This is a genomic window from Clavibacter rahimiani, from assembly GCF_052654495.1.
In genome coordinates, this window is record NZ_CP199790.1 from 2,438,122 (window position 1) to 2,463,560 (window position 25,439).

Below are 25,439 nucleotides of genomic sequence, written 5' to 3' on the forward strand. Positions count from 1 at the left end.
GCGCGGATCAGGCGAACGCCTCCGGCGGCGGGCAGGCGCAGAACAGGTTGCGGTCGCCGTAGGCCTGGTCGATCCGGCGCACCGGCGGCCAGTACTTGTCGCGCACGAGGGTCGCCACCGGGTAGACGGCGCGCTCGCGCGTGTACGCGTGCGTCCACTCCCCCGCGATGACCGACTCGGCGGTGTGCGGCGCGTTCCGCAGCGGGTTGTCGTCCGCCGGCCACTCGCCCGCGGCGACCGAGTCGGCCTCCTGCTTGATGCCGATCATCGCGGCGATGAAGCGCTCGACCTCGGCGAGGTCCTCGCTCTCCGTAGGCTCGACCATGAGCGTGCCGGGCACCGGGAAGCTCATCGTCGGCGCGTGGAACCCGTAGTCGACGAGGCGCTTGGCCACGTCGTCCACCGTCACGCCGGTCGCGGCCGTGAGCGGGCGGAGGTCGAGGATGCACTCGTGCGCGACGAGGCCGTCCTCGCCCGCGTAGAGCACGGGGTAGTGGTCGCGGAGGCGCGCGGCGATGTAGTTCGCCGAGAGCACCGCGGCGCCGGTGGCCTGCTTCAGGCCCTCGGCGCCCATCATCCGGACGTAGGCCCAGCTGATGGGGAGGATGCTCGGGGATCCGTACGGCGCGGCCGACACCGGGGCGCCGCCGTGCTCGATGGTGGAGACGACGCCGCCCTGCACGAGCGCGTGGACGTTGCGCTGCGCCTGCGGGTGGCCGGGCAGGAACGGCGCGAGGTGCGCCTTCGCCGCGACCGGCCCGACGCCGGGTCCGCCGCCGCCGTGCGGGATGCAGAAGGTCTTGTGCAGGTTGAGGTGCGAGACGTCGCCGCCGAAGTCGCCGAACCGGGCGAAGCCGAGGAGCGCGTTGAGGTTCGCGCCGTCGACGTAGACCTGGCCGCCGGCCTCGTGCACGGTCTCGCAGATCACGCCGACCTCGTGCTCGTAGACGCCGTGGGTGGAGGGGTACGTGATCATGAGGGCCGCGAGCGCGTCGCGGTTCTCGGCGATCTTGGCCCGCAGGTCCGCGACGTCGACGTTGCCGAGCTCGTCGCATGCGACGACCACGACGCGCATCCCGGCGAGCACGGCGCTGGCCGCGTTCGTGCCGTGCGCGCTCTGCGGGATGAGGCAGACCGTGCGCTGGGTGTCGCCGTTCGCGAGGTGGTAGCCGCGGATCGCGAGGAGGCCCGCGAGCTCGCCCTGGCTGCCGGCGTTCGGCTGGAGGCTCACGGTGTCGTACCCGGTGACGTCCGCGAGCCAGGTCTCCAGCTGGAGGACGAGCTCGAGGTAGCCCTCGACGTCGTCGGCCGGCGCGAAGGGGTGGATGGCCTGGAACTCGGGCCAGGTCACGGCCTCCATCTCGGTGGCCGCGTTGAGCTTCATGGTGCAGGAACCGAGCGGGATCATGCCGCGGTCGAGCGCGTAGTCCTTGTCGGACAGGCGCTTGAGGTAGCGCATCATGCCGGTCTCGGAGCGGTGCGTGGAGAAGACGGCGTGCGTGAGGTACTCGCTCGTGCGGATCGACGCCTCGGGGATCGAGGACAGGTCGCCGGACGCGCCCTCGTCGTCGGCGAGCTCGGCGCCGAACGCGCGCGCGACGACCTGGAGGTCCTCGACGCGGGTGGCCTCGTCGACGCTGAAGCCGATCGTGTCGGCGTCCACCCGGAGCAGGTTGACGCCGCCCTCGGCGGCGGCCGCGAGGACCGCGTCGGCGCGACCGGGCACGGCGACGCGCACGGTGTCGAAGAACGCGGCGTGGACCGGCTCGACGCCGACGGACGCGAGCGACCGGACGAGGCGGCGGGCGCCCCGGTTGGCCTGGCGCGCGATCACGCGGAGGCCCTTGGGCCCGTGGTAGACGGCGTACATCGAGGCCATGACGGCCAGCAGGACCTGCGCGGTGCAGATGTTGCTCGTGGCCTTCTCGCGGCGGATGTGCTGCTCGCGCGTCTGCAGCGAGAGGCGGTAGGCGGGGTGGCCGGCCGCGTCCTGGCTGACGCCGACGAGGCGGCCGGGCATCTGCCGCTCGAGGCCGGCGCGCACGGCGAGGTAGCCGGCGTGCGGGCCGCCGAAGCCCATCGGCACGCCGAAGCGCTGCGACGTGCCGACGGCGATGTCCGCGCCGAGCTCGCCGGGCGAGGTGATGACCGTGAGCGCGAGCAGGTCGGCCGCGACGACCGCGAGGCCGCCCGCCGCGTGCACGCGTGCGATGACCGCGCTCGGGTCCCAGATGCGGCCGGAGGCGCCGGGGTACTGGATGAAGGCGCCGAACGCGTCGGGCAGCTCCGCGGGATCCACCGTGGCGAGGTCGTGCGCGACCAGCTCGATGCCGAGCGCGGCGGCGCGGCTGTCGAGGAGCGCGCGCGTCTGCGGCAGGGCGTCCTGGTCGATGAGGAAGACGGGCGTCTTGGCCTTGGAGGCGCGGCGCGCGAGCAGCATGCCCTCGACGACGGCCGTGGCCTCGTCGAGCATGGACGCGTTCGCCGTTGCGAGGCCCGAGAGCTCGGCGACCATCGTCTGGAAGTTGATGAGGGCCTCGAGGCGGCCCTGCGAGATCTCCGGCTGGTAGGGCGTGTACGCGGTGTACCAGCTCGGGTTCTCGAGCACGTTGCGGGTGATCACGGCCGGCGTGATCGTGTCGTGGTAGCCGAGGCCGATCATCGACGTGCGCACGCGGTTGCGGCTCGCGATGCGGCGGAGCTCCGCGAGGGCGTCGCGCTCGGTGGCGGCCTCGGGCAGCACGGAGTCGCCGTCGGTGCGGAAGCGGTCGACCTGGATCGTCTCGGGCACGGCGGCCGCGAGGAGCGACGGGATGGAGTCGTGGCCGAGCACGCCGAGCATGGTGGCGCGGGCCTCGGAGTCGATGCCGATGTGGCGGGCGCCGAACGCGCCGGGCGCGAACGCGGAGGACTCCTCCGCGATGTCGGGCGCGGAGACGGGGGCGGGAGCGGCCGGGCGCGTGCCGGCGTCGACGGCGGTCACTCGCCCACCAGCGCGAGGTACTCGTCGTGGCTCAGCAGCGTGGGCAGGGCCTCGAAGCGCACCTTCACGAGCCAGCCGGCCCCGAACGGGTCGCTGTTCACGAGGTCGGGCGAGGCGACGACGTCGTCGTTGACCTCGGTGACGGTGCCGTCGATGGGCGCGAAGAGCTCGCCGACCGACTTGGTCGACTCGATCTCGCCGACGACCTCGCCGCCTGCGAGCTCGTCGCCCACGGCGGGCAGCTCGACGAAGACGACGTCGCCCAGCTTGTCGGCCGCGTAGGCCGTGATGCCGACGGTCGCGACGTCGCCGTCGACCTGCACCCACTCGTGCTCGGCGGTGTACTGGAGGCTGGTCTGGTCGGTCATGCGGAGGCCTTTCGCGAGTAGAACGGGAGGGTCACGACGGTGGCGGGCACGCGCGTGCCGCGGACGTCGACGGCGAGGCGCGTGCCGGGGGCGGCGAGCGCGGGATCCACGTACGCCATGGCGACGGGGTGGCCGAGCGTGGGCGACAGGGCGCCGCTCGTGACGATGCCGACGGGCGGCACGGCGCCCTCGGTCGCCTCCATCACGGCCTCGAGCGCCGCGGCGGAGTCGCCCGCGGCCTCCTCGGCGTAGACGGGGTAGTCGGCGCGGGGCGCGCGGCGGCCCTCGGTGACGAGGCCGACGAGCACGCGGGCGACGGGATCCGGGCCCTTCTCCACGGCGGCGCGCCCGCGGAAGTCGCCCTCCTTGGCGAGCGCGACCGCCTTGCCGAGGCCGGCCTGCACGGGGAGCGTGTGGAGGCCGAGCTCGTGGCCGTAGAGCGGCATCCCCGCCTCGAGGCGGAGCGTGTCGCGGCAGGCGAGGCCGGTGGGCAGGAGACCGAGCGGCGTGCCGGCCTGGACGAGCGCCTCCCACAGGGCGACGGCGTCCTCGGTGGCGACGTACAGCTCGTAGCCGTCCTCGCCCGTGTAGCCGGTGCGGGCGACGAGCACGTCCTGCCCGGCGAAGCGCGCCGGCGTCGCGCGGTAGTAGCGGAGCGCCTCGAGCGGCGTCTCGGTGTCGAGGCCGACGGTGGCCTCGAGGATCGCGCGGGACACCGGGCCCTGGACGGCGATCAGCGCCACGTCGTCGCTCGCGTCGTCGACCTCCACGTCGTCGAGGCCGGCGGCGGCCTCGGCGAGGACGGCGAGGACGGGGTCGTGGTTGCCGGCGTTGGCGACGACGAGGAAGGACTCCTCGCCGGTGCGGTAGACGATGAGGTCGTCGACGATGCCGCCCGAGGGATCCAGCAGCAGCGTGTACTTCGCCTGCCACTCGGCGATGGCGGAGAGCCTGCCGGCGAGGACGGAGTCGAGGAACGCGCCCGCGCCCTCGCCCTCCACGGCGATCTCGGCCATGTGCGAGATGTCGAAGATGCCGGCGGCCTCGCGGACGGCGCGGTGCTCGGCGAGGTCGCTCGTGTAGCGGACGGGCATGAGCCAGCCGGCGAAGTCGGTGAAGGAGGCGCCGGCGGCCTCGTGCACGGCGTGCAGCGGAGATCGCCGGGGCGGCGCCTCGGCTGCGGCGTGGGCGGGTGCGTCGGTCATGGAGTCCTCCGGTCTTCCCCGGCGGGACGCCGGATGCGGGACTCCCCCTCTGTCATGGGCCTGAGAGCTTCGCGCCGTCCGAGGACGGTGCTTTCACCGTGGGCGAGCCGTGCGGGACGGCTGCTTTTCAGAGTGGCCAGTGCATCGCGGTACGTGGACCTGAGAGATTGGCGGGGAGGCTTGCTCCTTCGGTGCTCCCGGAGGAGCTCTCCCGCGATGCGTGCGCGGCCGTGTTACGGGGATCAGCATATCGAGCCCGAGGTTTCCGGCGTGTGACGATCCGCGGGGCGACCGGTCCGGACGCGACGACGCCGCCGCATCCTCCTCGGATGCGACGGCGTCGGTGGTCGGTCGGACCGCGCGGGTCAGACCGCGTCGGGCGAGGGCGCGGCCGGCGCCGGGGTGCCGGGCTGGCCGTCGTCGTCCTGGTCGATGACGCGGCGCACGTCGTCGGCGAGCTGCGCGACGCCCTCGGGCATCATCTCGAAGCCGTCGGTGGTGCCGACGTTGATGACGAGGCCGGTGCCCTCGGGGATCGCCTGCACGAGCTCGGCGGCCGGGATCGTGGCGACGTGGTCGGCGACGCTCGTCACCTTCTCGTCGATGCGGTCCTCGTGCGTGAACGCGGCGAGCATGGGCACGCCGTCGCGGTCGAAGAGGACCGGCTGGAGCTGGTCGGTCTCGGGGGTCAGGGGCGTGGCGGTCGGCACGACGACCACGGTGTTGATGAACTCGGTGAGGACGGCGGTCATGTCGGACTCGCCGGCCTGGCCGCGCGCGATGGCCTGCTCGAGGGGGGTGGGCTCTCGGTCCTGTGAATCGGTCATGTCCCCATCGTGCCCGATCGGGCGCCGCGGTGCCTGACCGCGCGAGGTCGGCGGGTGCCCGGCGGAGTTAGGATCGACCTTTCCCATCCGCCGCCCGACCCGAGGGGAGCCGCCGTGCCGATCGGACGTCAGCGACCCCGCGGCGAGCTCGAGGCCGCGATCATGGACGCCCTCTGGGACGCCGACGAGCCGCTCACCGGCAAGGACGTCGTCGCGCGCATCGCCGATCCGCGGCCCGCTCTCACGACGGTGCTCACGGTGCTCGACCGCCTCGGGCAGAAGGGTCTCGTGGTGCGCTCCGACGAGGCGCGCGCCCTCACGTTCGCGCCCGCCCGCTCGCGCACCGACCACGCGGCGTCGCTCATGTCGGGCGCGCTCGCGGCCACGAAGGACCGCGAGGCCGCGCTCCTGCGCTTCGCCGGCACGCTCGACGGGGACGACCTCACGGCCCTCCGCCGCGCGCTCGGCTCCGACGACCGGGCCTAGCCGACCCGTCGGATCCCCGCCCCGCGCGTCGCCGCGGCTAGCGCGGGTCGTCGGCGCCGTCGAGCGGTCCGCCGACGCTCCGGCCGTCCTCGCCCGGGAAGCGGCGCGACGACCGGCGCACCACGCCGAGCACCACGAGCACGGCGGCCGCGAGGATCACGAAGCCGATGAGCACGAAGACCCCGACCGGCGTGTCCTCGGCCGCGTCGGCGATGGGCACCGACTCGCCGGACTGCGCGTCCGAGGTCGGCGCGGGCGCCGCGGACTCCGCGCCCTGCGTCGTCATGGTGCCCTCGGGCTCGGGCGTCGGGGTGGGCTCGCTGCCCGCCCAGGGGTCCCCGCACGCGGGCGCGGCGAGCACCGCCGGGGTGCCGGCCGTGTCGCCCTCGGGCGCGTAGGTGAAGGAGTAGGTGCCGTCGATCGGGTGGCTGTCGCTCGAGACCGCGCGCCACGTGACCTGGTAGGTGCCGGCCGTGCCGAGCGCGATGCGGCTCGTGGCGGTGGTGCCGTCGACCGCGACGCAGCCGTCCTCGTGGAAGGAGCCGTCCGAGGCGTTGACCACCTGGATCGCGAAGCCGGAGTTCTGCGCGTCGAGCGAGAGGAGGTCCTCGCTGAAGTCGAGGGCGATGGTGCCGGGCTCGGCCGTGACGGTCGCGTCGGCGGCGGGCGTGGACCCCACCAGCCGGTCGTGCGCGGAGGCGGCACCCGCGGGGATCAGCGCGCCCCCGACCACGAGCGCGGCGGCGGACGCGGCGAGCGCGGCGCGACGGAGGACGGACGGGGTGCGGGGGTGGAGCGGAGACGCCATGGGTCCATCATCCCCTGCGATCGGGCGGGTGGGCCGAGGCCGGCGGCCCGACGGAGGGGCAGGGTGGAGGGACGGCGGGCGCGCGAGGCGGCCCGCACCGAGCACGAGGAGGATCCGTGGCCCCCGACGACGACGACATGCCGAGCACCATCCGCCGCTCCCCCGAGCACGCGCAGGCCACCTGGTCGGCGGCGCACGCGGCGGCCGAGGAGCAGTACGGATCCGGCGAGCGCGCCGAGCGCACCGCCTACGCCGCGCTCAAGCACGGCTTCGAGAAGGTCGGCGACCACTGGGAGCCGAAGGACGAGAAGGGCCCGTCGGACGACGGAGCCGAGCGACGCGGCGCGGGCACGAAGGGCGGCGTCGATGCCAACGCGTCGAAGGTGCACCTCATGGACGTCGCCCGCCGCCTCGACGTGAGCGGACGCAGCCGCATGACGAAGGACGAGCTGGTTGCGGGGATCCGGAAGGCGAACGACCGCGAGACCCGGAAGGCGCGCGAGCGCGAGGATTGAGCCCGTGCCCGTGCCGATCCGGCCTCAGGGCAGGTCGACGCGGAACAGCTCGCACTCGGCGTCGTAGTAGGCGCGGGTGCGGCCGAGCGGGCGCATCCCGATCCGCCGGCACACGGCCTGCGAGGGCGCGTTGGCCGGGTTCGTGACCGCGAGGACGCGCGCCAGCCCGCCCGCGGCCGCGTGCGCGAGCACCCGCCGGGCCGCCTCCGTCGCGATGCCGCGGCCCCAGGCGTCGGGGTGCAGGTGCCAGCCGATCTCCGTCTCGCCCTCCTCCGGCGCGTCGCGCGGGGCCGGGTCGTCGTCGGGCACGGGTGCGCTCGACGCCGGCAGGTCCTTAAGGAGGAGGGTGCCGAGCAGCGCGCCGCCGTCGCGGTCGGCGATCGCCCAGATCCCGCGCACCGGGTGCTCGAGGGCGGCGTAGCGGGCGGCACGGGCGACCGCCTTCGCGGGGTCCGTGTGCACCTCCCCCGAGCCGATCCACCGCTGCACGTCGGGCCGGGAGTGCAGGTCGAGCAGGAACGGCGCGTCGGCCTCCGTGAAGCGGCGGAGGAGCAGGCGGTCGGTCGCGAGGTCGGGCATCGACCCAGGCTAGGCGGCCGACGTCGGTGGCTCCTCGTACCGTGACCGCATGCCCGAGCCGGTGGATGCGTGGTGGGCGCGACGCCGCTGGTCGCGCGGCCTCGACGTGCCGTACCCGGTGGGCGCGTACCGGGAGGCGTGGGCGTCGTTCCCCGTGCTGATCCGGCAGTACCACCCCGAGTACAACCGCGGCATCACGCTCACGCAGGTGCCGCCCGCGGCCGACGTCCTCCTCATCTGGCAGTGCGACACGGGCCACGTCTTCGTCGCCACGCCCGAGGAGCAGCGCAACCGGCCGGGCCGCGAGCGCCGCCGGTCGTCGTGGTGCCCGGACTGCGCGGAGGCCGCGTCCCCGCGCACGCCGGTGCTGCCGATGGCCGACCAGGTGCGGTGGCCGGGGGCGTCGCCGCTCGTGGCGGGGCCGGTGGCGGGGGCAGGTGCGTCCGGTGGATCCGCGGCGTCGAGCGACGGGTCCACCGTGCCGACGTCCGGGGCTCCCCGGGCGCGACGCGGATCGCGCGACGGCATGCCGACGGCCCGCGGCACCGGGCGCGACCGCCGCGGGAAGGACGGCACGCCGAGCGGCACCGCGCCTTCCGCCGCCGCGCCTTCCGAGCGTGGCGCCGCCGCCCCTCCCGCGCGCGCCGCTGCCTCTCCCGCCCGCGCCCGCCGCTCCCCCGGCATCTGCGCGAAGACGCCCGACCTCCCCGTGGGCGAGCCGTTCGCGAGCGCGTGCGCGCCGCCACCCGCGTCCGCCGTCGAGGAGCGCCTCCGCCAGGACCTGGCCGCGCGCCTCGAGCACACGACCGGCCTCAACGCGGTGCGTCTGGCGCGGCCGTTCTTCGAGCACCTGGAGGCGTGGCCGGACATCCTGCTGCCGGAGCTGCGCGTCGCGATCGAGTACGACTCCACCGGCCGCCACGGCCTCGAGCACGTCGGCCGGCGCGAGGACGCCGACCGCCGCAAGGACCGCGCGCTGCGCTCGGCCGGCTGGGAGGTGATCCGCATCCGCACCGGCAAGCTGCCGCCCCTCGGGCCGTACGACCTGTGCGTGTCGGGCCTCACGCGCGGCACGGTGGATCAGCTCCTCGACCGGCTCCGCGAGATCCGCGGCCCGTTCCTCGTGGACGCGTACCTGCGCGAGGCGCCGCCGTCGGCCGCGGCCGGATGACGTGCCGTACCGGTCGCGTCAGCTGACCCGCAGCGCCAGCGCCTCGCTCCGCCACCGGGCGAGGAGCTCCCACGGATCCGGCTGGCCCGCGGCGAGCGCGGCCACGTGCGCGCGCAACCCGGCGTCGAGCGCGAACCACTCGGTGCGGTCGTACCGCTGCCGGGCGAACTGCGCGTGCCGCGCCCGCTCCACGGCCCGGCCGCCGCGCTCGAACGCGAGCAGCTCGTCGTGCCGGAGCGTGCCGAGCCGCTGCCGCGGGTTGGCGCTGGTGCCGATCTTCATCCGGTCGCCGAAGCGGATGTAGTAGACGACGTCGACCCGCGGCGGCGCGAGCTCGCCGTCCGGGTGATCCCCGTGCCGCCACTCGCATACCGCGCACAGCCAGCCGGAGGGGTACCGCACGCCGAGGCGCGATCCGCAGGCCGGGCACGGCGACGGCAGCACGTCCTCCACGCCGTGCTCCCGCTCCGCCCATCCGGCCGAGGCGACGAGGTGCGCCGCGCACAGCGGCACGGGCGCCCCGCGCTCGGCCGACGCCGCGCAGCCCTCGGCGCAGCACCCCGCGGATCGACTCGACGTCATGCCCCGACGCTAGACGCGGGGGCCGACATTTGGTGCCGACCACAAGGCCGAATGGAGCGAGTCGTCACCGTCCGAGCTCGCGTGCAACTTGCGTGCCACGCCATGAAGCACCCTGAATGGGGGCTTGGCTCGACCATCTCGGACTCATATGGTTTAGGCAAACGACGATGGGAAGTTTCACGTGGCACGTCTTACCGACGGGTTCGATCATTACTACAGGCCAGTCAAGGATCGCATAGAGGCCGCCTTCGAGGACGGCTTAATTGTAGTCGACACGAATGTTTTACTCCATGTTCTGCGCTACTCCCCCCTTGCCCGCGAAGAACTTCTGGCAGTTCTCGGCGAGATCAAAAACCAGTTGTTTATTCCATACCAGATTGCACTGGAGTTTAATCGTAATCGCGTCGATGTCGTGGACCAACGCCGCACGGAATTGGAGCAAACTGAAGCCGAAATAGACAAGCTGAGGTCTGCGACTAGAGCGCTGATCAACGCATTCGCCAATAGGCGAACGCTACACCCCAGCGACATCGAGGGACTCGAAGCCGCCAGGTCGAATCTATTTGATGTACTGGATAGCGCGCAGACCGAGGCCGATAATAGCTATGATCTCAACCCAGATAAAATGGTTGGCTACAAAGACGAACTCACTGCTCGACTGGAACTGATAATCGGAGACCAAGTCGGAGCCCGCCCTTCTGACCAGCTGCTGCTCGCCGACGCTGCCGAGGCGGAGAGGCGCCATGAAGCGCAGCTTGCCCCTGGATTCAAAGACAAGAGCGATGGCGACTACTTGTGGTGGGCCGAAGTACTGAGGGCTCCAGAGCTTCAGAATAGAGCCGTAGTAGTGGTCAGTGACGATGCCGCAAAAGGCGACTGGCTATTTAAGCAGCGCAAACTGAACGCAGGCCCGCACTCCATCCTCGTGGAGGATGTGCGTGGAGCGGGCGGTACGGACCTCATTCTTCTCACCACTCGGGATCTGCTACTTCTTGTTCAAAGCCGTGATCCCGAAAAGGTTTCCACCACTACCCTCGACGAGTCCGAGGACGCCTTGAACCCATCTCCTGCGACATGGACCGCCGCCGCCTATGAACAGCTTCTAGCCACATTGAGGTCCACGGGCAATGGGGAGCGGGCCGACGTCATAGTGGAAGCCGCGAGGGCAGATGGTTTTATTAGCCGATCCAGCCTGTACGAGATCATCAAGCAGGATGAGGACGCACGCTCTCTTCGACATTTCGCCACTCCTGCACGAAACGCCATGAGTGCCTTGGTAGCAGATGGGCTCGTTTCGAAGCAGGCCCAAGAGCCAATGCGCGCAGAGTACACAGGCCCTGGTAAAGCAATCGGGTACTCGGTTCCGGAAGAGTTCGTCAAATACGAGGCAAGTTCCGGCCCGACTACGGATTCTGCAATTGGCTTTGCGGTGTCCACGATCGAGGGCCCAGACGGAACCGTCGCCTAGAAACGCGGAAACTGAGGTCACGCGCCTCAGCGCGACGCCCGCACCACCACGGGTGCCTGGTCCTCAAAGCCGCGGCGGAGCTCCACCGAGGTCCAGGGCACGAGCGCGCCGGCGAAGATCGGCTCGAGGACGCTCCACATGATCCCGCGCTCGTATCCCACGAAGTGCACGTCGTAGGAGTCCTCGCCGAACTCGTTGCCGTCGATGCGGCCCGCCTCGAGCAGCTGCAGCGCGTCGTCGCCCGCGGCCTCCGTCGCGGCCAGCGACTCGAACGCCTCGTACGCGGACGCGTCCGGGCCCGCCGCGAACCGCAGCACGACCCAGTCGTCGGGCTCGGGCCGCCGGGTCCAGGGACGCGCGGCCGCGACGATCGCCATGGTCAGACCGGTGATCACCCCGCTGAGCAGGAGGGCCCGGATGCGCGGCGTCATGCCCGCACCCCGCTGGCGTCGGCTGCTCGGATCATGCGACCTCCCCGTCACGGCGGCGGCCCTCGGGACGGCGCCGCCTCGTCCAGTATCGCCGAGGGATCCGTCCGCGACCGGCGCGTGGCGGCCGATCCGCGGCACGACGCGGCCATCCTCCGGCGCTCCTCCCGCCCGATGCGCGGTATAGCGGTCGCTGCCCGATCCGCGCGACCCCCTTCACCGCCCGGCACCCCGCCCCTAGTGTGGGGAAATGGCGAATCCCATCGAGGCAGACGCACCATCGCGCAGCGTGCTCAAGCGGTCCATCACCGCGAAGCAGCTGTACTTCTACGTCGTCGGCGACGTCCTCGGATCCGGCATCTACGTGCTCGTCGGCCTCGTGGCCGCGGCCGTGGGCGGCGCGTTCTGGATGGCGTTCCTCGTGGGCGTCGCCATCGCGACCATCACGGGCCTCGCCTACGCCGAGCTCGTGACCAAGTACCCGCAGGCCGCCGGCGCCTCCCTGTACATCAACAAGGCGTTCCGCAGCCCGGTGCTCACCTTCTTCATCACCATCTGCATGCTGTCCGCCAACATGGCCGCGGTCGGCTCCCTCGCCGCCGGCTTCGTCCGCTACCTCAGCGACCTCATCGGCCTGCCCGAGTCCGCCATCTGGGCGACCACCGGCATCGCGGTCGCGTTCGTGGCCGTCATCACGGTGATCAACCTCATCGGGATCAGCGAGTCGGTCGTCGCGAACGTGGTCATGACGTTCGTGGAGATCAGCGGCCTGATCGTCGTCGTCGCCATCGGCGTGATCGCACTGGTCGAGGGCGTCGGCGACCCGGCCGTCCTGCTGCAGTTCCAGGTCGAGGGCGGCGGCGGATCCGCGGTGCTGGCCGTCCTCGCCGGCGTCTCGCTCGCCTTCTTCGCGATGACCGGCTTCGAGAACGCGGCCAACGTCGCCGAGGAGACCATCGACCCGTCGCACGCGTTCCCCCGCGCGCTCATCGGCGGCATGATGACCGCCGGCGTCGTCTACGTGCTCGTCTCGATGGCTGCGGCCCTCGCCGTCCCGATCGACGCGCTCGCGGGCAACACGCTCCTCGAGGTGGTGCGCGCCGACCTCTTCTTCATCCCCGCCGCCGTGATGCTCGTGATCTTCGGCCTGATCGCCATGGTCGCCATCAGCAACACGGCGCTCGTGACCGTGGTGGCCCAGTCGCGGATCCTCTTCGGCATGGCCCGCGAGAACGTCGTGCCCGCGATCTTCGCGAAGGTCCATCCCGCACGGCGCAGCCCCTACGTCGCGCTCATCTTCGGCGGCGCGGTGGTCGCGAGCCTCCTGGTCATCGGCGCCGCGATCCGCTCCAGCCAGGCGGGCATCCCCGAGGACGAGCGGCTCGACATCGTCGACCGCCTCGCCACCATCACCGTGGTGTTCCTCCTCTTCATCTACGCGCTCGTGATCGTCGCGTGCCTGAAGCTCCGCGGCCACGACGAGACGGCGGACACCTACCGCGCGAACACGCCGCTGCTCATCGTCGGGATCATCGGCAACGTGGCCGTGCTGATCTACACGCTCATCGACGACCCCGCCGCGCTGTGGTGGGTCGGCGGGCTCCTCGCGCTGGGGCTCGTGCTCTACCTGGCCCAGCGCGCCTTCGGGAACAAGCGGCCGGATCCCGGGGACGCGGCGGCGGTCGCCGCGGCCGGCCCGACGGACAGGGAGGTCTGACCATGCACGTGATCGTCACCACCGACGGATCGAAGGCGTCACTCGAGGCCGCCCGCCAGTTCCAGCTGATCGCCGACTCCCGCGAGATCCGTGACGTCACGGTCCTCGCGGTCGTGAGCCCGTACGCCGCGGCGCCGTTCGCCAACGAGCTGGGCCCCCACCACGCGCCGGGCCAGACGGAGCTCAGCTACCGCCGCGACGCGGAGTCCGCCGTCGACGTGGTCGCCGCCGTCTTCGACCGCTGGGGGCCGAGGATCCACCGCGAGGTGCGCAGCGGCTCCCCCGCCACCGAGATCATCCGCGCCGCCGAGGACCTCGACGCCGACCTGATCTCCATGGCCGCCGGCAGCCGCGGCCTCACGGCGACGATCCTCCTGGGCAGCACCGCGAGCCGCGTGCAGCACTCGGCGCCCTGCCCGGTGCTGATCTGCCGGCCGGTGCGGGGGCGCGCGTAGGCGGATCGCCCCGGCGTCACCCGGCTCTCAGTCGATCGCCTCGAACACCATGGTCGCCTGGATGCGGTCGCCGCCGCCGAGGCCCTTGCTCCCCGACACGGCCGTCGAGATCGTGTGCAGGCGGTATCCGAGCGCGGCCTGCGCGTTGATCGCCTGCTCGAGCTCCGTGAGGTTCCCGGATCCGGTGCCCCACAGCTTCTCCTTGAGGATGGTCTGCAGGACGACGTAGCTCTTGCCGCGCTTCCGCGCGCTGACGACCGGGGCGGGCGATGCGGCGGGGGCGGCGGCGGGCATCGCGGCCACGGCGGGTTCCGCGGACACAGCGGGCGTCGCGGACGCGCCGTATCCGGGCGGCGGCGGGGGCTGCACCGTCTCCGTCCACCCCGCGCCGTCCCACCACCGGGTGATCCCGGAACCGTCGTCGTACCACCCGGCCTGCGCCTCAGCTGCCATCGTCTCGCCTCTCGTCGTGAGCATCTGGCCCCATCGTGGGCCGTCGCCCGCCCTCCGCACCACCCTCGTGTCCGGCCGCGCGGCGGATCACCACCCCCAGGTCCCTAGGCTGGCCGCATGGCGACAGTGATCCTCGTGCGGCACGGACGCACCACAGCGAACGCGACCGGGATCCTGGCGGGGCGCACCCCCGGCGTCGACCTCGACGACATCGGACGAGAGCAAGCGGACCGCACCGCCGAGCGGCTGGCCGCGGTGCCGCTGGCCGCCGTCGTGTCCAGCCCCCTCCAGCGCTGCTGGGAGACCGCGCAGCGGATCCTCGAGCGGCAGCCGGGGAAGCCGACCCAGCCGATCGAGCCCGACATCACCGAGTGCGACTACGGCGACTGGCAGGGCCGCGCGCTCGGCGAGCTCGCCAAGGAGGACCTCTGGTCCCGCGTGCAGGCGCACCCGTCGTCGGTCGTCTTCCCGGGCGGGGAGTCGATGGCCGGGATGCAGGCGCGCGCGGTCGCCGCGATCCGCCGTCATGACGCCGCCATCGAGGCCGAGCACGGGCCCGGCGCCGTGTGGGTCGCGGTCAGCCACGGCGACGTCATCAAGTCGATCCTCGCCGACGCGCTCGGCACGCACCTCGACCTGTTCCAGCGCATCGACGTGGGCCCCGCGTCGGTCTCGATCGTGCGCTACGGCACGAGCCGGCCGACCGTCCACGCGACCAACACCGACGCGGGCGACCTCGCGTGGCTCGCGAAGGGCACCGGATCGGGCGATGCGCCGGTCGGCGGCGGCGCCGGGCACAGCACGCCGTGATCCGCCGCGCATAGAGTGGAACCATGCCCACACGCGCCCTCGAGTTCGACTGGCCCGACCGGGTCGTGGTCGGCACCATCGGCCTCCCGGGGGCCCGCACGTTCTACCTGCAGGTGCGCTCCGGCGCGCGGGTCGTGAGCATCGCCCTCGAGAAGCAGCAGTCCGCCCTGCTGGCGGACAAGATCGACGAGATCCTCGACCAGCTCATCGCCGTCGAGGGCAACCCCTTCAGCATCCCCGCGAGCACGCCGCCGGAGCTCATCGACGAGGACCAGCTCGAGCCCGTCGAGGAGCACTTCCGCACCGGCGCCATGAGCCTCGGCTGGGACCCGACCACCGCGCAGATCGTGGTCGAGGCGTACCCCCTCACGGAGGACGACGCGGACGACGACGTGTTCCGGGCCGACGACGCCTCCTCCGAGACCGAGATGCTCCTCGTGCGGATGCCGGTCGGTGCCGCCCGCGCGTTCGCCCAGCGCACCCGCGCCATCGTGAGCGCCGGCCGCCCGGCGTGCCCGTTCTGCGGCGAGCCCATGGATCCCGACGGCCACATCTGCATCCCGCGCGAGGACTGATGCCGGCGACGGATCTCGTGACCGCCGAGCTCACGCTCACCGGCCGCATCCGCACCGCGTCCAACGCGACCTTCCTCGGCACCATCGGCGACGTGGTCGTCGTCTACAAGCCCATCGACGGCGAGAACCCGCTGTGGGACTTCCCCGACGGCACCCTGGCGCACCGCGAGGTCGCCGCGTACCGCCTCTCGGAGGCGCTCGGCTGGGGCGTCGTGCCGCGCACGTGGCTGCGTGACGGGCCGTTCGGCGAGGGCATGGTGCAGCTCTGGCAGGAGACGGATCCCGAGCAGACCGCCGTCGACCTGCTCCCGACGGACGAGGTGCCGGAGGACGGCTGGAAGCCCGTGCTCGAGGGCGAGGACCAGGACGGCGGATCCGTCACCCTGATCCACGAGGACACCCCCGCGCTCCGCCGCATGGCCGTCTTCGACGTCATCGCCAACAATGCCGACCGCAAGGGCGACCACATCCTCGCGATGCCGGGCGGCCACCGCCACGGCGTGGACCACGGCATCACCTTCCACCAGGAGCACAAGCTGCGGACGGTGCTGTGGGGGTGGATCGGCGATCCGCTGACCGCCGAGGAGCTCGAGGGCGTCGACCGGGTCGTCGCGGGGTTGGACGGTGATCTGGGGCGCGAGCTGGCGGAGCTGCTCACGGCGGAGGAGGTCGCGGCGCTGGCCGATCGATGCACCCGCTTGCGCGCGGATGCACGGTTCCCGGCGCCATCCGGGCAACAGTCCGCGGTCCCATGGCCGCTGTTTTAGCTGGCAGACGGGAATACACACCACTCGATACGCTAGCGACGGCGAAACCAAAAGGGAGATAAGTCATACTGAGCGAAAAGTAAACGACCGGACGCGCGCAAATTATTTAGCACTAACATTTGCCTGCTCCCATGAACCCGGACTCGCGACTGCCTTTAACGGATACACCACACCCCCACCAAATCCCCCTTCAGACACTATGGACTCGCCACTCTGCTCGTCCTGCAGATTTGGGATAATCGCGGCGACCGATGCATTGCCGACCCCGAACTCATATTTAACACGCGAGTACCAGCTGGTGCCGTTCAAGCTCGTATAATTAATAAGTATCGCAACGCTGTAGGACCGATTCGCAATATCGCGCAATGCGCTACTCGCTTCGCTACCTCGCAGACTGAGCGACAGCTCTGCAGTCTCCAGATTTCCTTCCGACAATGGCAATGGAACCGCAACGACCGCAGACGCATCACCAGCTTCTTCCGCGCGCATACTTAGTGTGACATTGAGAGCGGGGTCTGCGGTTTGATTTCTCAGCGTAATTTTAAACACGAGCGTCACATGAAGCTGCCCTGCAATCCACTGGGACTGGTCAATGCGACCATCCCTGTCCGCCAAGTAACCAACGACGTACGGTCGCAATCCCAGCCGATCATTGTCGGCCATTTGCTCCCGGTGTTCTAGGTCACGACGCCTTTCGTTGACATCGAAAACAAGAACAACTGCTACTGCCGCAACCGCAATAGCCGAAAAGAGAGAAGAGCCAGCGCCAAACATATCTCCGACTTGCCCATACTTCGACGCTTGTCCAGCTGGCAGGACGGTCGAGAGCAATATCACAAACGCCCAGAGGGCAAGCCAAACCACCACGGCAAGTACACCGGCAATTAGTACTGCTGTCTTCAGTTTCACGACATCCTCATCAGGAATCTAGTTACCAGCGTTTGCACTCGCCCCGCGCTACCATCGAGCAAATCGCTTTCAGTATCGTGCATGCTTTCAAAACCCTGTCGAAGGAGGGTATCGAAATCAATTCGGTCCATTAGGCGCTCACCTGCCGTGCGCCGCTTGCGAAGAACCTTAATAGATTCTTTTGACACGAACACCAGATCAGCAACCGCCGCGTCTCCGTCCACTGCCACACGATCCTCAAGGAGGGCAGTAAGAGATACTTCGACAACGGAACCACGAAATGGCATTCCAGTGGCAGGGTCTCCGTCATCGTGCAAAACGGACAGAGCACGCACGCCAAGTCGCAAGATCTTATTCCTACGCACCTCATCGCCTAGATCTGCGCGGAGCGCGGCTTCCACTGACGTGATTGGAGGAAGTTCTGGAGAACCCGATCGAGTATCGATGATAATTTGAGTGTTGGCGCCCTGAGCGTAGGTCTGCATCGCTACCGAGGCCCAGTACCAACGCCTAATAGTGCCCTCAGCGATGCCTCTATCGATGAAATACGCCAGCGCGAGCACCATTGTTTCTGAGGGAAGGCCATCCGACCCTTGGATCCCGAAAGATTGCGAACACATACCCAGCGCGTCGCTGTATGCCGCAATGGCGCGTTTCCACCAGCGTTCAACCGACTCCGGCGGAATGTTTAGAACATCCCTTTGTCTAATTCCAGTAACGCGCCTCGAAGCGGGCCGTGATCTGGAGAGCTGGTCTTCGTCTTTTTGCCACAGAGCAATAAGTTTCAGTATTTCGAGGCCACTGCTGTCAAACTGGTCTAAAGCAGCTGATGTCGCTCGTGCCGCGTTCCACTCTTCCCGCAGGTTGAAGCCTGAGGGATACAGAACAGCCACCATCAAGTCAAAGGAATTAAGACGTACTCCGGTCCTGTTCAGCGTCTCGAATATTCGCGTTAATGCCTCTAGGCTGATCGCTTGTTCCATAACGATGGCCGGGACACTATATGCGCTTCCAAGGTCGTCGTCTACCAGGACCCGCCGGGCTTCATACATCCAGTCAGAAACATGTTGCGGAACCTCTTGAGCAAGGGCATCGAAAAGGTCTTCACGCAAGAGGATAGAAAATGGCACTCTCGACGCTGACGCAGCATTACTTGATGGTGACTTCTTTGCCCACTTTAACGAAGGGCGTTCATTTTCGTCAAGATCACTGAAGTCAGCGTAGTACGCCGTATGACTAGTGCCAGTGAGAGCATGATATAAAGCTGTTACACGCTGCTGCCCGTCCAAAAGGTACAGCTTTACGTCATCTTCAAAGACGGGGGGAGCTCCGTCAATCTCTCGAATTTGAAATGGCTGAGGACCCTCCAGCATGAGTAAGGACCCTATAGGCCAGCCATTTAAGACGCTATCTAATAGCTCAACAACCCGGCTCGGCTCCCACACGAAAGGGCGTTGAAACTCTGGCAGGGCGAGGGCGCCACTGTGGGCTAATCGAATGAGCTCGGGTACACCCATGTTGCGGGAGACGTGCTGCATATCGCTGATTCGCTTCCTTGGACGGGCGGCAGCACAGCGCGAGGTATGCGGCGAGTGCGGTTAGGCTGCGCGAGCTGGTGCGCGATGCACCGCGAAGCCAGTAGAAGATTTAGACGAAGGGTCACGAGTCTCATGACACAGGCCTTATTGCGCCTAAGCGCTCTTCGAGCTTGGCAGAGCAAGAACTCGATCACCTAGCCCCCAAAGGGGTGTCGCGACAGACGCACTTAAAACGTCGACTCGGATCACCTTCACTACGCGGAGCGCCCTACCGGGACGGTTGGGGCCGCACGTGTCACTCAGTTGTTGAAGCGGAACTCCACCACGTCGCCGTCCTGCATGACGTACTCCTTGCCCTCGATGCGGGCCTTGCCCTTCGAGCGCGCCTCGGCGATGGAGCCGGTCTCGACCAGGTCGTCGTAGGAGATGACCTCGGCCTTGATGAAGCCCTTCTCGAAGTCGGTGTGGATCACGCCGGCGGCCTGCGGGGCCTTCCAGCCACGGCCGATGGTCCAGGCGCGCGTCTCCTTGGGGCCTGCCGTCAGGTAGGTCTGGAGGCCGAGGGTCTCGAAGCCGATGCGGGCCAGCTGGTCGAGGCCCGACTCCTCCTGGCCGGTCGAGGCGAGCATCTCGGCGGCGTCCTCGGGGTCGAGCTCGATCAGCTCGGACTCGATCTTCGCGTCGAGGAACACGGCCTGCGCGGGCGCCACGAGGGCGGCCAGCTCCGCGAGCTTGGCCTCGTCGCCGAGCACCTGCTCGTCGACGTTGAACACGTAGATGAAGGGCTTCGCGGTCAGGAGGCCGAGCTCGCGGACGGGCTCGAGGTCGATCCCCGACGCCGACAGCGGCTTGCCCGAGTCGAGCCACTCGCGCGCGGCCTTCGCGGTCTCGAGCACGACGGGCTCGATGCGCTTGGTCTTCAGCTCCTTCTCGTAGCGCGGCTCGGCGCGCTCGAGGGTCTGCAGGTCGGCGAGGATCAGCTCGGTGTTGATGGTCTCCATGTCGCTCGCGGCGTCCACGCGGCCGTCGACGTGCACGACGTCCTCGTCCTCGAAGCCGCGGACGACCTGCGCGATGGCGTCGGCCTCGCGGATGTTCGCGAGGAACTGGTTGCCGAGGCCCTCGCCCTCGCTCGCGCCGCGGACGATGCCCGCGATGTCGACGAAGGAGACGGGGGCCGGGAGGATCCGCTCGGAGCCGAAGAGGCCGGCGAGCACCTCGAGGCGCGGGTCCGGCAGGTTCACCACGCCCACGTTCGGCTCGATCGTCGCGAACGGGTAGTTCGCGGCGAGCACCTGGTTCTTGGTCAGGGCGTTGAAGAGCGTCGACTTGCCGACGTTGGGGAGACCGACGATCGCGATAGTGAGTGCCACGGGAGTCCATCGTACGGGGCGGGCCGGCTCCTCCCCCGCCCGCGCGCGGCTGGGCTCTCCCGAGATGCGGCGTCGGTCGTGCGTGGAACACTCGAGCACATGCCGTTGGACTTCACCGCGATCGACTTCGAGACCGCCAACAACTCGTCGGCGAGCGCCTGCTCGGTGGGTCTCGTCAAGGTCCGCGACGGCGTCGTCGTCGACGCCGCGTCCTGGCTCATCCGGCCGCCCGCGGGGCACGACTCCTTCTCCATCTGGAACACGCGGATCCACGGCATCGTCGAGGACGACGTGGCCGACGCCGACGGCTGGGCCGACCAGCTGCCGCGCCTCATGGCCTTCGCGGGCGACGACCACCTCGTCGCGCACAACGCGCGCTTCGACATGGGCGTGATCCAGGGCGCGTGCAAGGCGACCGCGCTCATCGCGCCGCCGTACTCCTACCTCTGCAGCCTCCAGGTCGCACGCCGCACCTACGCGCTGGAGTCCTACCGCCTGCCGGTCGCCGCGCGGGCCGCGGGCTTCGAGGACTTCGCGCACCACGAGGCGCTGGCCGACGCGCGCGCCTGCGCCGCCATCGTCGTGCACGCCGCGTCCCGGCACGGCGCCGCCTCGATCGCGGGGCTGGCGGAGGCGTCCGGCGTCGGCATGGGGCGCATCGGCGCGCCGCGCACGCAGACCGTCACGCGCGCGTCGGCGGCCGCCACCCCGCCCATCGACTGGGCCTGACCCTCCCCCGGGCGACCGCGGCGGATCCGTCCCTCGGCCGCCCGCCCGGCGTCCCGGCCGTGTCGGAGGCCGCTGGCACACTGCACGCATGGATCCCGTCATCGCCCTGCTCGTCGGCCTCGTCATCGGCCTGGCCGTGGGCGCGGTGGTGGGCCTCACCGTGTCGCGCGCCCGCTCGGGCGTCGACGCGCCGGGTCGCGCGGGCGAGGCCGCTCGCCTGGCCGCCGCGGAGGCCACGGTCGCCGCGCTCCGGGAGCAGCTGGACCGCACGGAGCGGCTGGCCGAGGAGCAGATCGGGCAGACGACCGCGCAGTTCGCGTCACGGGCTCAGGCGCAGGACGCGCTGCACCGCGAGCGGCTCGACGCGCAGGAGTCCCACCTCCGCGAGCAGATCGGCCAGCAGGAGGACCGCATCGCGGAGCTCCAGGCCCGGCTGCGCGAGGTCCAGCGCGCCGAGGTCGCCCGCACCGAGGAGGACGGCCGCGTGCTCACCGCGCTCAGCCCGGTCGCCGAGAGCCTCAAGCAGGTGCAGGCGAAGGTGCACGAGCTCGAGGAGCAGCGCCGGCAGCAGCACGGGGAGCTGAGCGAGCAGCTCCGGAGCGCCACCGAGGCGGAGGAGCGGCTGCGCGCCACGGCCGAGACGCTGGCGTCCGCCTTGCGGTCGAACAGCACGCGCGGCGTGTGGGGCGAGACCCAGCTGCGGAGCGTCGTGGAGGCCGCGGGCCTCATCCACCGCGTCGACTTCGACGTGCAGACGTCCATCTCCACGGCGCAGGGCGTCGGCCGGCCCGACATGGTGGTGCACCTGCCCGGCGGCAAGAACATCGCGGTGGACGCGAAGGCGCCCTTCACCGCGTACCTCGAGGCGAGCGCCATCCCCGCCTCGGCGACCGGGGCCGAGGGCGCCCGACGCGACCACCTCATGAAGCAGCACGTGCAGGCCGTCCGCGACCACATCACGGCGCTCGGCAGCCGGGCGTACTGGGAGGGGCTCGACGCCAGCCCGGAGATGGTCATCGCCTTCATCCCGAGCGAGTCGCTGGTGTCGTCGGCGCTGGAGGCGGATCCGAGCATCATGGAGTTCGCGTTCAGCCGCCGGGTCGCGCTCTCCTCCCCCGTCACCCTCTGGTCGGTGCTCAAGACGGTCGCGTTCAGCTGGCAGCAGGAGGTCCTCACGGAGGACGCGAAGCAGCTCTTCGACCTCAGCCGCGAGCTGCACGCGCGCCTCGCCACGAGCGGCGAGCACATCGCGAAGCTCGGGCGCTCGCTCACGGGTGCGGTGGGCGACTACAACCGCGTCGTCGGATCCCTCGAGCGCCAGGTCCTCCCCACGGCCCGCCGCCTCACCCGGCTCGACGAGTCGAAGGTCATCGGCACGCTCGAACCGCTCGAGGCCACCGTGCGCGAGCTCACGGCCGACGAGTTCACCTCCACCGGATCCACCGCGGGCGCCGACCGGTAGCCCATCGCCCGCCCGCGCGTCCACCCGCGCCGCGACCCGGGCCGCGGGCACGGCCCATCGATAGAGTGGCGAGCACGCGGGGCCCGGCCGCGGACGACGCGTCCACCGGCCGACGGGCTCCCGCGACAGCCGCACGGCGCCGCCGTGGATCCGCCGAAGGAGATGCACCATGCCCGTAGCAACCCCCGAGCAGTACGCCGAGATGCTGGATCGCGCCAAGTCCGGCGGATTCGCCTACCCGGCCGTCAACGTCTCCTCGTCGCAGACCATCAACGCGGTCCTCCAGGGCCTCACCGACGCCGGCTCCGACGGCATCATCCAGGTCACCACGGGCGGCGCCGACTACTTCTCCGGCCACACCGTGAAGAACCGGGCCGCTGGCGCCCTCGCGTTCGCGCGCTTCGCCACCGAGGTCGCCAAGAACTACCCCATCACGGTCGCGCTGCACACCGACCACTGCCCGAAGGACGCGCTCGACGGCTTCGTCATCCCCATGATCGAGGCCAGCGAGGAGCAGGTCCGCGCGGGCGGCAACCCCATCTTCCAGTCGCACATGTGGGACGGCTCGGCCATCCCGCTCAACGAGAACCTCGACATCGCGAAGGACCTGCTCCCCCGCATGAAGGCGATCAACGCGATCCTCGAGGTCGAGATCGGCGTCGTCGGCGGCGAGGAGGACGGCGTCAGCCACGACACCGGGAAGCACCTCTACACGACCCTCGAGGACGCCATCTCCACCGTCGAGGCCCTCGGCCTCGGCGACCAGGGCCGCTACATGGCCGCCCTCACCTTCGGCAACGTGCACGGCGTGTACAAGCCGGGCGGCGTCCAGCTCCGCCCGTCGCTCCTCAAGGAGATCCAGGACGGCATCCAGTCGAAGTACGGCACCGGCGAGAAGCCGTTCGACCTCGTCTTCCACGGCGGATCCGGCTCCTCCGACGACGAGATCTCGGAGGCCGTGCGCAACGGCGTCGTGAAGATGAACATCGACACCGACACGCAGTACGCCTTCAGCCGCTCCATCGCGGACTCCGTGCTCCGCAAGTACGACGGCTTCCTCAAGGTCGACGGCGAGGTCGGCGACAAGAAGACGTACGACCCCCGCGCCTGGGGCAAGACCGCGGAGACGGCCATGGCCGCCCGCGTCGTCGAGGCCACGCGCCAGCTCGGCTCGCACGGCCACTCGCAGAGCTAGCCGGTACGAGCACGGATGACGACGGCGGGGCCGGTCCACCAGGACCGGCCCCGCCGTCGTTCGTCTGTCGCTGCGACCCTCAGGGGCTCCGGCTCGACATGATCTGCTGGAACGCCGGATCCGCCACGATCAGCGTCAGCACGAGGATGCTGGTGATCACCGTCGCCACGACCGCGCCCGCGATCGGCACCCAGAAGGCCACGCGCTTGCGCTTGACGAGCTCGAGCGAGATCCACGCGGCGAGCACGAACACGACGATGTTCACGACGTTGACCGCGATGCCGATCGTCGAGGTCTGCGGCGTCACGGTGTACGTGCCGCCGCCGAAGATCGCGTAGGACTGGTTGATCGCCCGCGACGGATCCGCGTTGGCGCCGATGCTGCCGACCACGTTCACGAGGCCCGCGGCGAGCAGGCCGATCGTGATGGCCGCGTCGAAGCGCCGCGGCGCCCGACGGGCGTCCTGGCCGGCGAGGTAGGCGGGTCGCTCGGGACGCGCACCGGCGGCGGGCGAGGCGGCGCCGTCCTTGGCGGGGCGCGCGGGCGCCTTCGCGGCGGACGACCGGCGCGCCTCACGGCGTGCGACCTCGGCGGCCTTCTCCGCCTCGCGGCGATCGGCGAGCATCCGCTCGCGGGCCGCGCGCCGCTCCTCGGCCATCTGCTCGGCCAGGGTCTGCGGGGCGGAGGCCTTGCCGGCCTTCTTCGCGCCGCGGGCCGGGGCGGATGCGGGGGCGTCCCGCTCGGCCTGCGCCCGGCGGTACTCCGCGGCCTCGGCGACGATGCGCGCATCCGCCTCGGACAGGCCCGACGCATCAGCGCCGCCCTCACCCGAGCCGGAGCCGGAGCCCGAGCCCGAGCCCGACCCGGACCCCGCGGGCGACGCGTACTCGCCGTACCGCGGAGCGGGACGGCCGGGACGGCGCGTGCCGTCGTCGTCGCTCACGCGCGGGTGCGCCCGCCGATGGCGCGGGAGTCCGTGTTGCCGGACTGGTCCTTGCGCAGCTCCTTGGGGAGCGAGAAGACGAGGTCCTCCTCGGCCGTGACGACCGCGGTCACCTCGCCGTAGCCGGCGTCGGCCAGGTCGTCGAGCAGCTCCTGCACCAGGACCTCGGGGACGGACGCGCCGCTCGTGACGCCGACCGTCTGCACGCCGTCGAGCCACTCCTGCTTGACCTCGGACGCGTAGTCGACCCGGTAGGACGCCTTCGCGCCGTACTCGAGCGCGACCTCGACGAGGCGGACGGAGTTGGAGCTGTTCGCGGATCCGATGACGATGACGAGGTCGGCGTCCACCGCGACCTTCTTGATGGCCACCTGGCGGTTCTGCGTGGCGTAGCAGATGTCGTCGCTCGGCGGGTCCTGCAGGTTCGGGAAGCGGGCGCGGAGGCGGCGTACCGTCTCCATCGTCTCGTCGACCGAGAGCGTGGTCTGCGAGAGCCACACGAGGTTGTCGGGGTCCTTCACCTCGATGACGTCGGCGTGCTCCGGAGAGGTGACGATGATGGTCTGCTCGGGCGCCTCGCCCGCGGTGCCCTCGACCTCCTCGTGGCCCTCGTGGCCGATGAGGAGGATCTGCTTGTCGGCCTTGGCGAAGCGCACGGCCTCGCGGTGGACCTTGGTGACGAGGGGGCAGGTCGCGTCGATGGCCTGGAGCCCGCGGTCGGCCGCGCCCTGCACCACGGCCGGCGAGACGCCGTGCGCGCTGAAGACGACGTGGGCGCCCTCGGGCACCTCGTCGACCTCCTCCACGAAGATCGCGCCCATGCGCTCGAGCGTCGAGACGACGTGCACGTTGTGGACGATCTGCTTCCGCACGTAGACGGGGGCGCCGTAGCGCTCGAGCGCCTTCTCGACGGCCACGACGGCGCGGTCGACGCCCGCGCAGTAGCCGCGGGGAGCGGCGAGCAGGACCCGCTTGGGTCCGTCCACCGGGTTATCCTTGAGCCTGTTGCGGACGCCGGGCATCCGCGGCATCGACAGGCTGACGACGGGTGCTCCCACGAGTCGCTGGTCAATGGTCGCTGTAGTCACGTATT

The 25,439-nt window shown here is 70.4% G+C and carries 26 protein-coding genes and 2 riboswitches; of the genes, 12 read left to right on the plus strand and 14 right to left on the minus strand.

What is annotated here, in order from left to right:
* Positions 1-7: 7 nt before the first annotated feature.
* The 4 genes from gcvP to ACT7CP_RS11500 form a co-directional block, all read right to left on the minus strand.
* Positions 8-2,983 (minus strand): aminomethyl-transferring glycine dehydrogenase, encoded by a 2,976-nt coding sequence (gcvP, locus tag ACT7CP_RS11485; protein WP_445442321.1) that lies wholly within the window; start codon positions 2,981-2,983, stop codon positions 8-10.
* On the minus strand, positions 2,980-3,351 hold the full coding sequence (gcvH, locus tag ACT7CP_RS11490) for a glycine cleavage system protein GcvH (protein WP_445442322.1): 372 nt from the start codon (positions 3,349-3,351) through the stop codon (positions 2,980-2,982). Before gcvH ends, gcvP begins: the two co-directional genes overlap by 4 nt.
* The gene (gcvT, locus tag ACT7CP_RS11495) at positions 3,348-4,556 is read right to left on the minus strand and encodes a glycine cleavage system aminomethyltransferase GcvT (RefSeq protein WP_445442323.1); all 1,209 of its coding nucleotides are present in this window, start codon (positions 4,554-4,556) and stop codon (positions 3,348-3,350) included. The genes gcvH and gcvT overlap by 4 nt, the downstream gene beginning before the upstream one ends.
* A gap of 42 nt (positions 4,557-4,598) precedes the next feature.
* Positions 4,599-4,692, minus strand: a riboswitch (glycine riboswitch).
* A gap of 1 nt (position 4,693) precedes the next feature.
* A riboswitch (glycine riboswitch) is annotated at positions 4,694-4,780 on the minus strand.
* A 141-nt stretch (positions 4,781-4,921) separates the two neighbouring features.
* Positions 4,922-5,383, minus strand: coding sequence for an SseB family protein (locus ACT7CP_RS11500; RefSeq protein ID WP_413963569.1), 462 nt, complete (start codon positions 5,381-5,383; stop codon positions 4,922-4,924).
* 114 nt (positions 5,384-5,497) lie between these two features.
* On the opposite strand from ACT7CP_RS11500, the gene ACT7CP_RS11505 reads away from it, so the two are divergent.
* Positions 5,498-5,869 (plus strand): BlaI/MecI/CopY family transcriptional regulator, encoded by a 372-nt coding sequence (locus ACT7CP_RS11505; RefSeq protein WP_413963570.1) that lies wholly within the window; start codon positions 5,498-5,500, stop codon positions 5,867-5,869.
* A 37-nt stretch (positions 5,870-5,906) separates the two neighbouring features.
* Here the strand turns inward: ACT7CP_RS11505 and ACT7CP_RS11510 are convergent, their stop codons facing one another.
* Positions 5,907-6,677: a copper resistance CopC family protein gene (locus tag ACT7CP_RS11510; RefSeq protein ID WP_445442324.1), complete on the minus strand. Its 771-nt coding sequence runs from the start codon at positions 6,675-6,677 to the stop codon at positions 5,907-5,909.
* 116 nt (positions 6,678-6,793) lie between these two features.
* On the opposite strand from ACT7CP_RS11510, the gene ACT7CP_RS11515 reads away from it, so the two are divergent.
* Positions 6,794-7,192, plus strand: coding sequence for a ChaB family protein (locus ACT7CP_RS11515; RefSeq protein ID WP_445442325.1), 399 nt, complete (start codon positions 6,794-6,796; stop codon positions 7,190-7,192).
* A gap of 24 nt (positions 7,193-7,216) precedes the next feature.
* On the opposite strand, the gene ACT7CP_RS11520 is transcribed toward ACT7CP_RS11515, so the two are convergent.
* Entirely contained in the window at positions 7,217-7,771 is a 555-nt protein-coding gene (locus ACT7CP_RS11520; protein WP_445442326.1) for a GNAT family N-acetyltransferase, read from the minus strand.
* A gap of 49 nt (positions 7,772-7,820) precedes the next feature.
* Here ACT7CP_RS11520 and ACT7CP_RS11525 point away from each other — a divergent pair, with 49 nt between their 5' ends.
* Positions 7,821-8,942, plus strand: coding sequence for a zinc-ribbon domain-containing protein (locus tag ACT7CP_RS11525; protein WP_445442327.1), 1,122 nt, complete (start codon positions 7,821-7,823; stop codon positions 8,940-8,942).
* A gap of 18 nt (positions 8,943-8,960) precedes the next feature.
* Here ACT7CP_RS11525 and ACT7CP_RS11530 read toward each other — a convergent pair whose 3' ends face one another.
* Complete coding sequence (locus ACT7CP_RS11530) at positions 8,961-9,524, minus strand: GIY-YIG nuclease family protein (protein ID WP_445442328.1); 564 nt, start codon at positions 9,522-9,524, stop codon at positions 8,961-8,963.
* Between the two features lie 181 nt (positions 9,525-9,705).
* Here ACT7CP_RS11530 and ACT7CP_RS11535 point away from each other — a divergent pair, with 181 nt between their 5' ends.
* Complete coding sequence (locus tag ACT7CP_RS11535) at positions 9,706-10,992, plus strand: PIN-like domain-containing protein (protein WP_445442329.1); 1,287 nt, start codon at positions 9,706-9,708, stop codon at positions 10,990-10,992.
* A 26-nt stretch (positions 10,993-11,018) separates the two neighbouring features.
* On the opposite strand, the gene ACT7CP_RS11540 is transcribed toward ACT7CP_RS11535, so the two are convergent.
* Positions 11,019-11,423 carry a hypothetical protein gene (locus tag ACT7CP_RS11540; RefSeq protein WP_445442330.1) on the minus strand — a complete coding sequence of 135 codons (405 nt, stop codon included), beginning with the start codon at positions 11,421-11,423 and terminating at the stop codon, positions 11,019-11,021.
* Between the two features lie 247 nt (positions 11,424-11,670).
* Here ACT7CP_RS11540 and ACT7CP_RS11545 point away from each other — a divergent pair, with 247 nt between their 5' ends.
* Together ACT7CP_RS11545 and ACT7CP_RS11550 are read left to right on the plus strand one after the other, a co-directional pair.
* Positions 11,671-13,137: an APC family permease gene (locus tag ACT7CP_RS11545; RefSeq protein WP_445442331.1), complete on the plus strand. Its 1,467-nt coding sequence runs from the start codon at positions 11,671-11,673 to the stop codon at positions 13,135-13,137.
* 2 nt (positions 13,138-13,139) lie between these two features.
* Positions 13,140-13,592 (plus strand): universal stress protein, encoded by a 453-nt coding sequence (locus ACT7CP_RS11550; protein ID WP_445442332.1) that lies wholly within the window; start codon positions 13,140-13,142, stop codon positions 13,590-13,592.
* Positions 13,593-13,619: 27 nt separating this feature from the next.
* Here ACT7CP_RS11550 and ACT7CP_RS11555 read toward each other — a convergent pair whose 3' ends face one another.
* Positions 13,620-14,069, minus strand: coding sequence for a DUF2510 domain-containing protein (locus ACT7CP_RS11555; protein WP_445442333.1), 450 nt, complete (start codon positions 14,067-14,069; stop codon positions 13,620-13,622).
* 93 nt (positions 14,070-14,162) lie between these two features.
* Here ACT7CP_RS11555 and ACT7CP_RS11560 point away from each other — a divergent pair, with 93 nt between their 5' ends.
* The 3 genes from ACT7CP_RS11560 to ACT7CP_RS11570 are packed head-to-tail and all read left to right on the plus strand — an operon-like array spanning position 14,163 to position 16,197.
* Positions 14,163-14,855, plus strand: a complete 693-nt coding sequence (locus tag ACT7CP_RS11560; RefSeq protein ID WP_445442334.1) for a histidine phosphatase family protein — start codon at positions 14,163-14,165, stop codon at positions 14,853-14,855.
* Between the two features lie 23 nt (positions 14,856-14,878).
* Positions 14,879-15,430 carry a DUF3090 domain-containing protein gene (locus ACT7CP_RS11565; protein WP_445442335.1) on the plus strand — a complete coding sequence of 184 codons (552 nt, stop codon included), beginning with the start codon at positions 14,879-14,881 and terminating at the stop codon, positions 15,428-15,430.
* The gene (locus ACT7CP_RS11570; protein WP_445442336.1) at positions 15,430-16,197 is read left to right on the plus strand and encodes an SCO1664 family protein; all 768 of its coding nucleotides are present in this window, start codon (positions 15,430-15,432) and stop codon (positions 16,195-16,197) included. Before ACT7CP_RS11565 ends, ACT7CP_RS11570 begins: the two co-directional genes overlap by 1 nt.
* A 102-nt stretch (positions 16,198-16,299) precedes the next feature.
* Here the strand turns inward: ACT7CP_RS11570 and ACT7CP_RS11575 are convergent, their stop codons facing one another.
* The 3 genes from ACT7CP_RS11575 to ychF all read right to left on the minus strand — a co-directional run bounded on the left by ACT7CP_RS11575 (position 16,300) and on the right by ychF (position 20,017).
* Positions 16,300-17,106 carry a hypothetical protein gene (locus ACT7CP_RS11575; RefSeq protein WP_445442337.1) on the minus strand — a complete coding sequence of 269 codons (807 nt, stop codon included), beginning with the start codon at positions 17,104-17,106 and terminating at the stop codon, positions 16,300-16,302.
* On the minus strand, positions 17,103-18,644 hold the full coding sequence (locus ACT7CP_RS11580; protein WP_445442338.1) for a DUF262 domain-containing protein: 1,542 nt from the start codon (positions 18,642-18,644) through the stop codon (positions 17,103-17,105). Before ACT7CP_RS11580 ends, ACT7CP_RS11575 begins: the two co-directional genes overlap by 4 nt.
* A gap of 299 nt (positions 18,645-18,943) precedes the next feature.
* A complete protein-coding gene (gene ychF / locus ACT7CP_RS11585) occupies positions 18,944-20,017 on the minus strand; it encodes a redox-regulated ATPase YchF (protein WP_445442339.1) in 1,074 nt (357 codons plus the stop codon).
* Positions 20,018-20,116: 99 nt separating this feature from the next.
* Here ychF and ACT7CP_RS11590 point away from each other — a divergent pair, with 99 nt between their 5' ends.
* The 3 genes from ACT7CP_RS11590 to fbaA all read left to right on the plus strand — a co-directional run bounded on the left by ACT7CP_RS11590 (position 20,117) and on the right by fbaA (position 23,403).
* On the plus strand, positions 20,117-20,746 hold the full coding sequence (locus ACT7CP_RS11590; protein WP_445442340.1) for a 3'-5' exonuclease: 630 nt from the start codon (positions 20,117-20,119) through the stop codon (positions 20,744-20,746).
* 88 nt (positions 20,747-20,834) lie between these two features.
* Entirely contained in the window at positions 20,835-22,208 is a 1,374-nt protein-coding gene (locus ACT7CP_RS11595) for a DNA recombination protein RmuC (RefSeq protein ID WP_445442341.1), read from the plus strand.
* A gap of 169 nt (positions 22,209-22,377) precedes the next feature.
* Positions 22,378-23,403, plus strand: a complete 1,026-nt coding sequence (gene fbaA / locus ACT7CP_RS11600; protein ID WP_307507018.1) for a class II fructose-bisphosphate aldolase — start codon at positions 22,378-22,380, stop codon at positions 23,401-23,403.
* A 79-nt stretch (positions 23,404-23,482) separates the two neighbouring features.
* Here fbaA and ACT7CP_RS11605 read toward each other — a convergent pair whose 3' ends face one another.
* Both ACT7CP_RS11605 and ACT7CP_RS11610 read right to left on the minus strand, forming a co-directional pair.
* The gene (locus tag ACT7CP_RS11605; RefSeq protein WP_445442342.1) at positions 23,483-24,346 is read right to left on the minus strand and encodes a DUF6264 family protein; all 864 of its coding nucleotides are present in this window, start codon (positions 24,344-24,346) and stop codon (positions 23,483-23,485) included.
* Positions 24,343-25,377, minus strand: coding sequence for a 4-hydroxy-3-methylbut-2-enyl diphosphate reductase (locus ACT7CP_RS11610; protein WP_413963761.1), 1,035 nt, complete (start codon positions 25,375-25,377; stop codon positions 24,343-24,345). The genes ACT7CP_RS11605 and ACT7CP_RS11610 overlap by 4 nt, the downstream gene beginning before the upstream one ends.
* Positions 25,378-25,439: the final 62 nt, after the last annotated feature.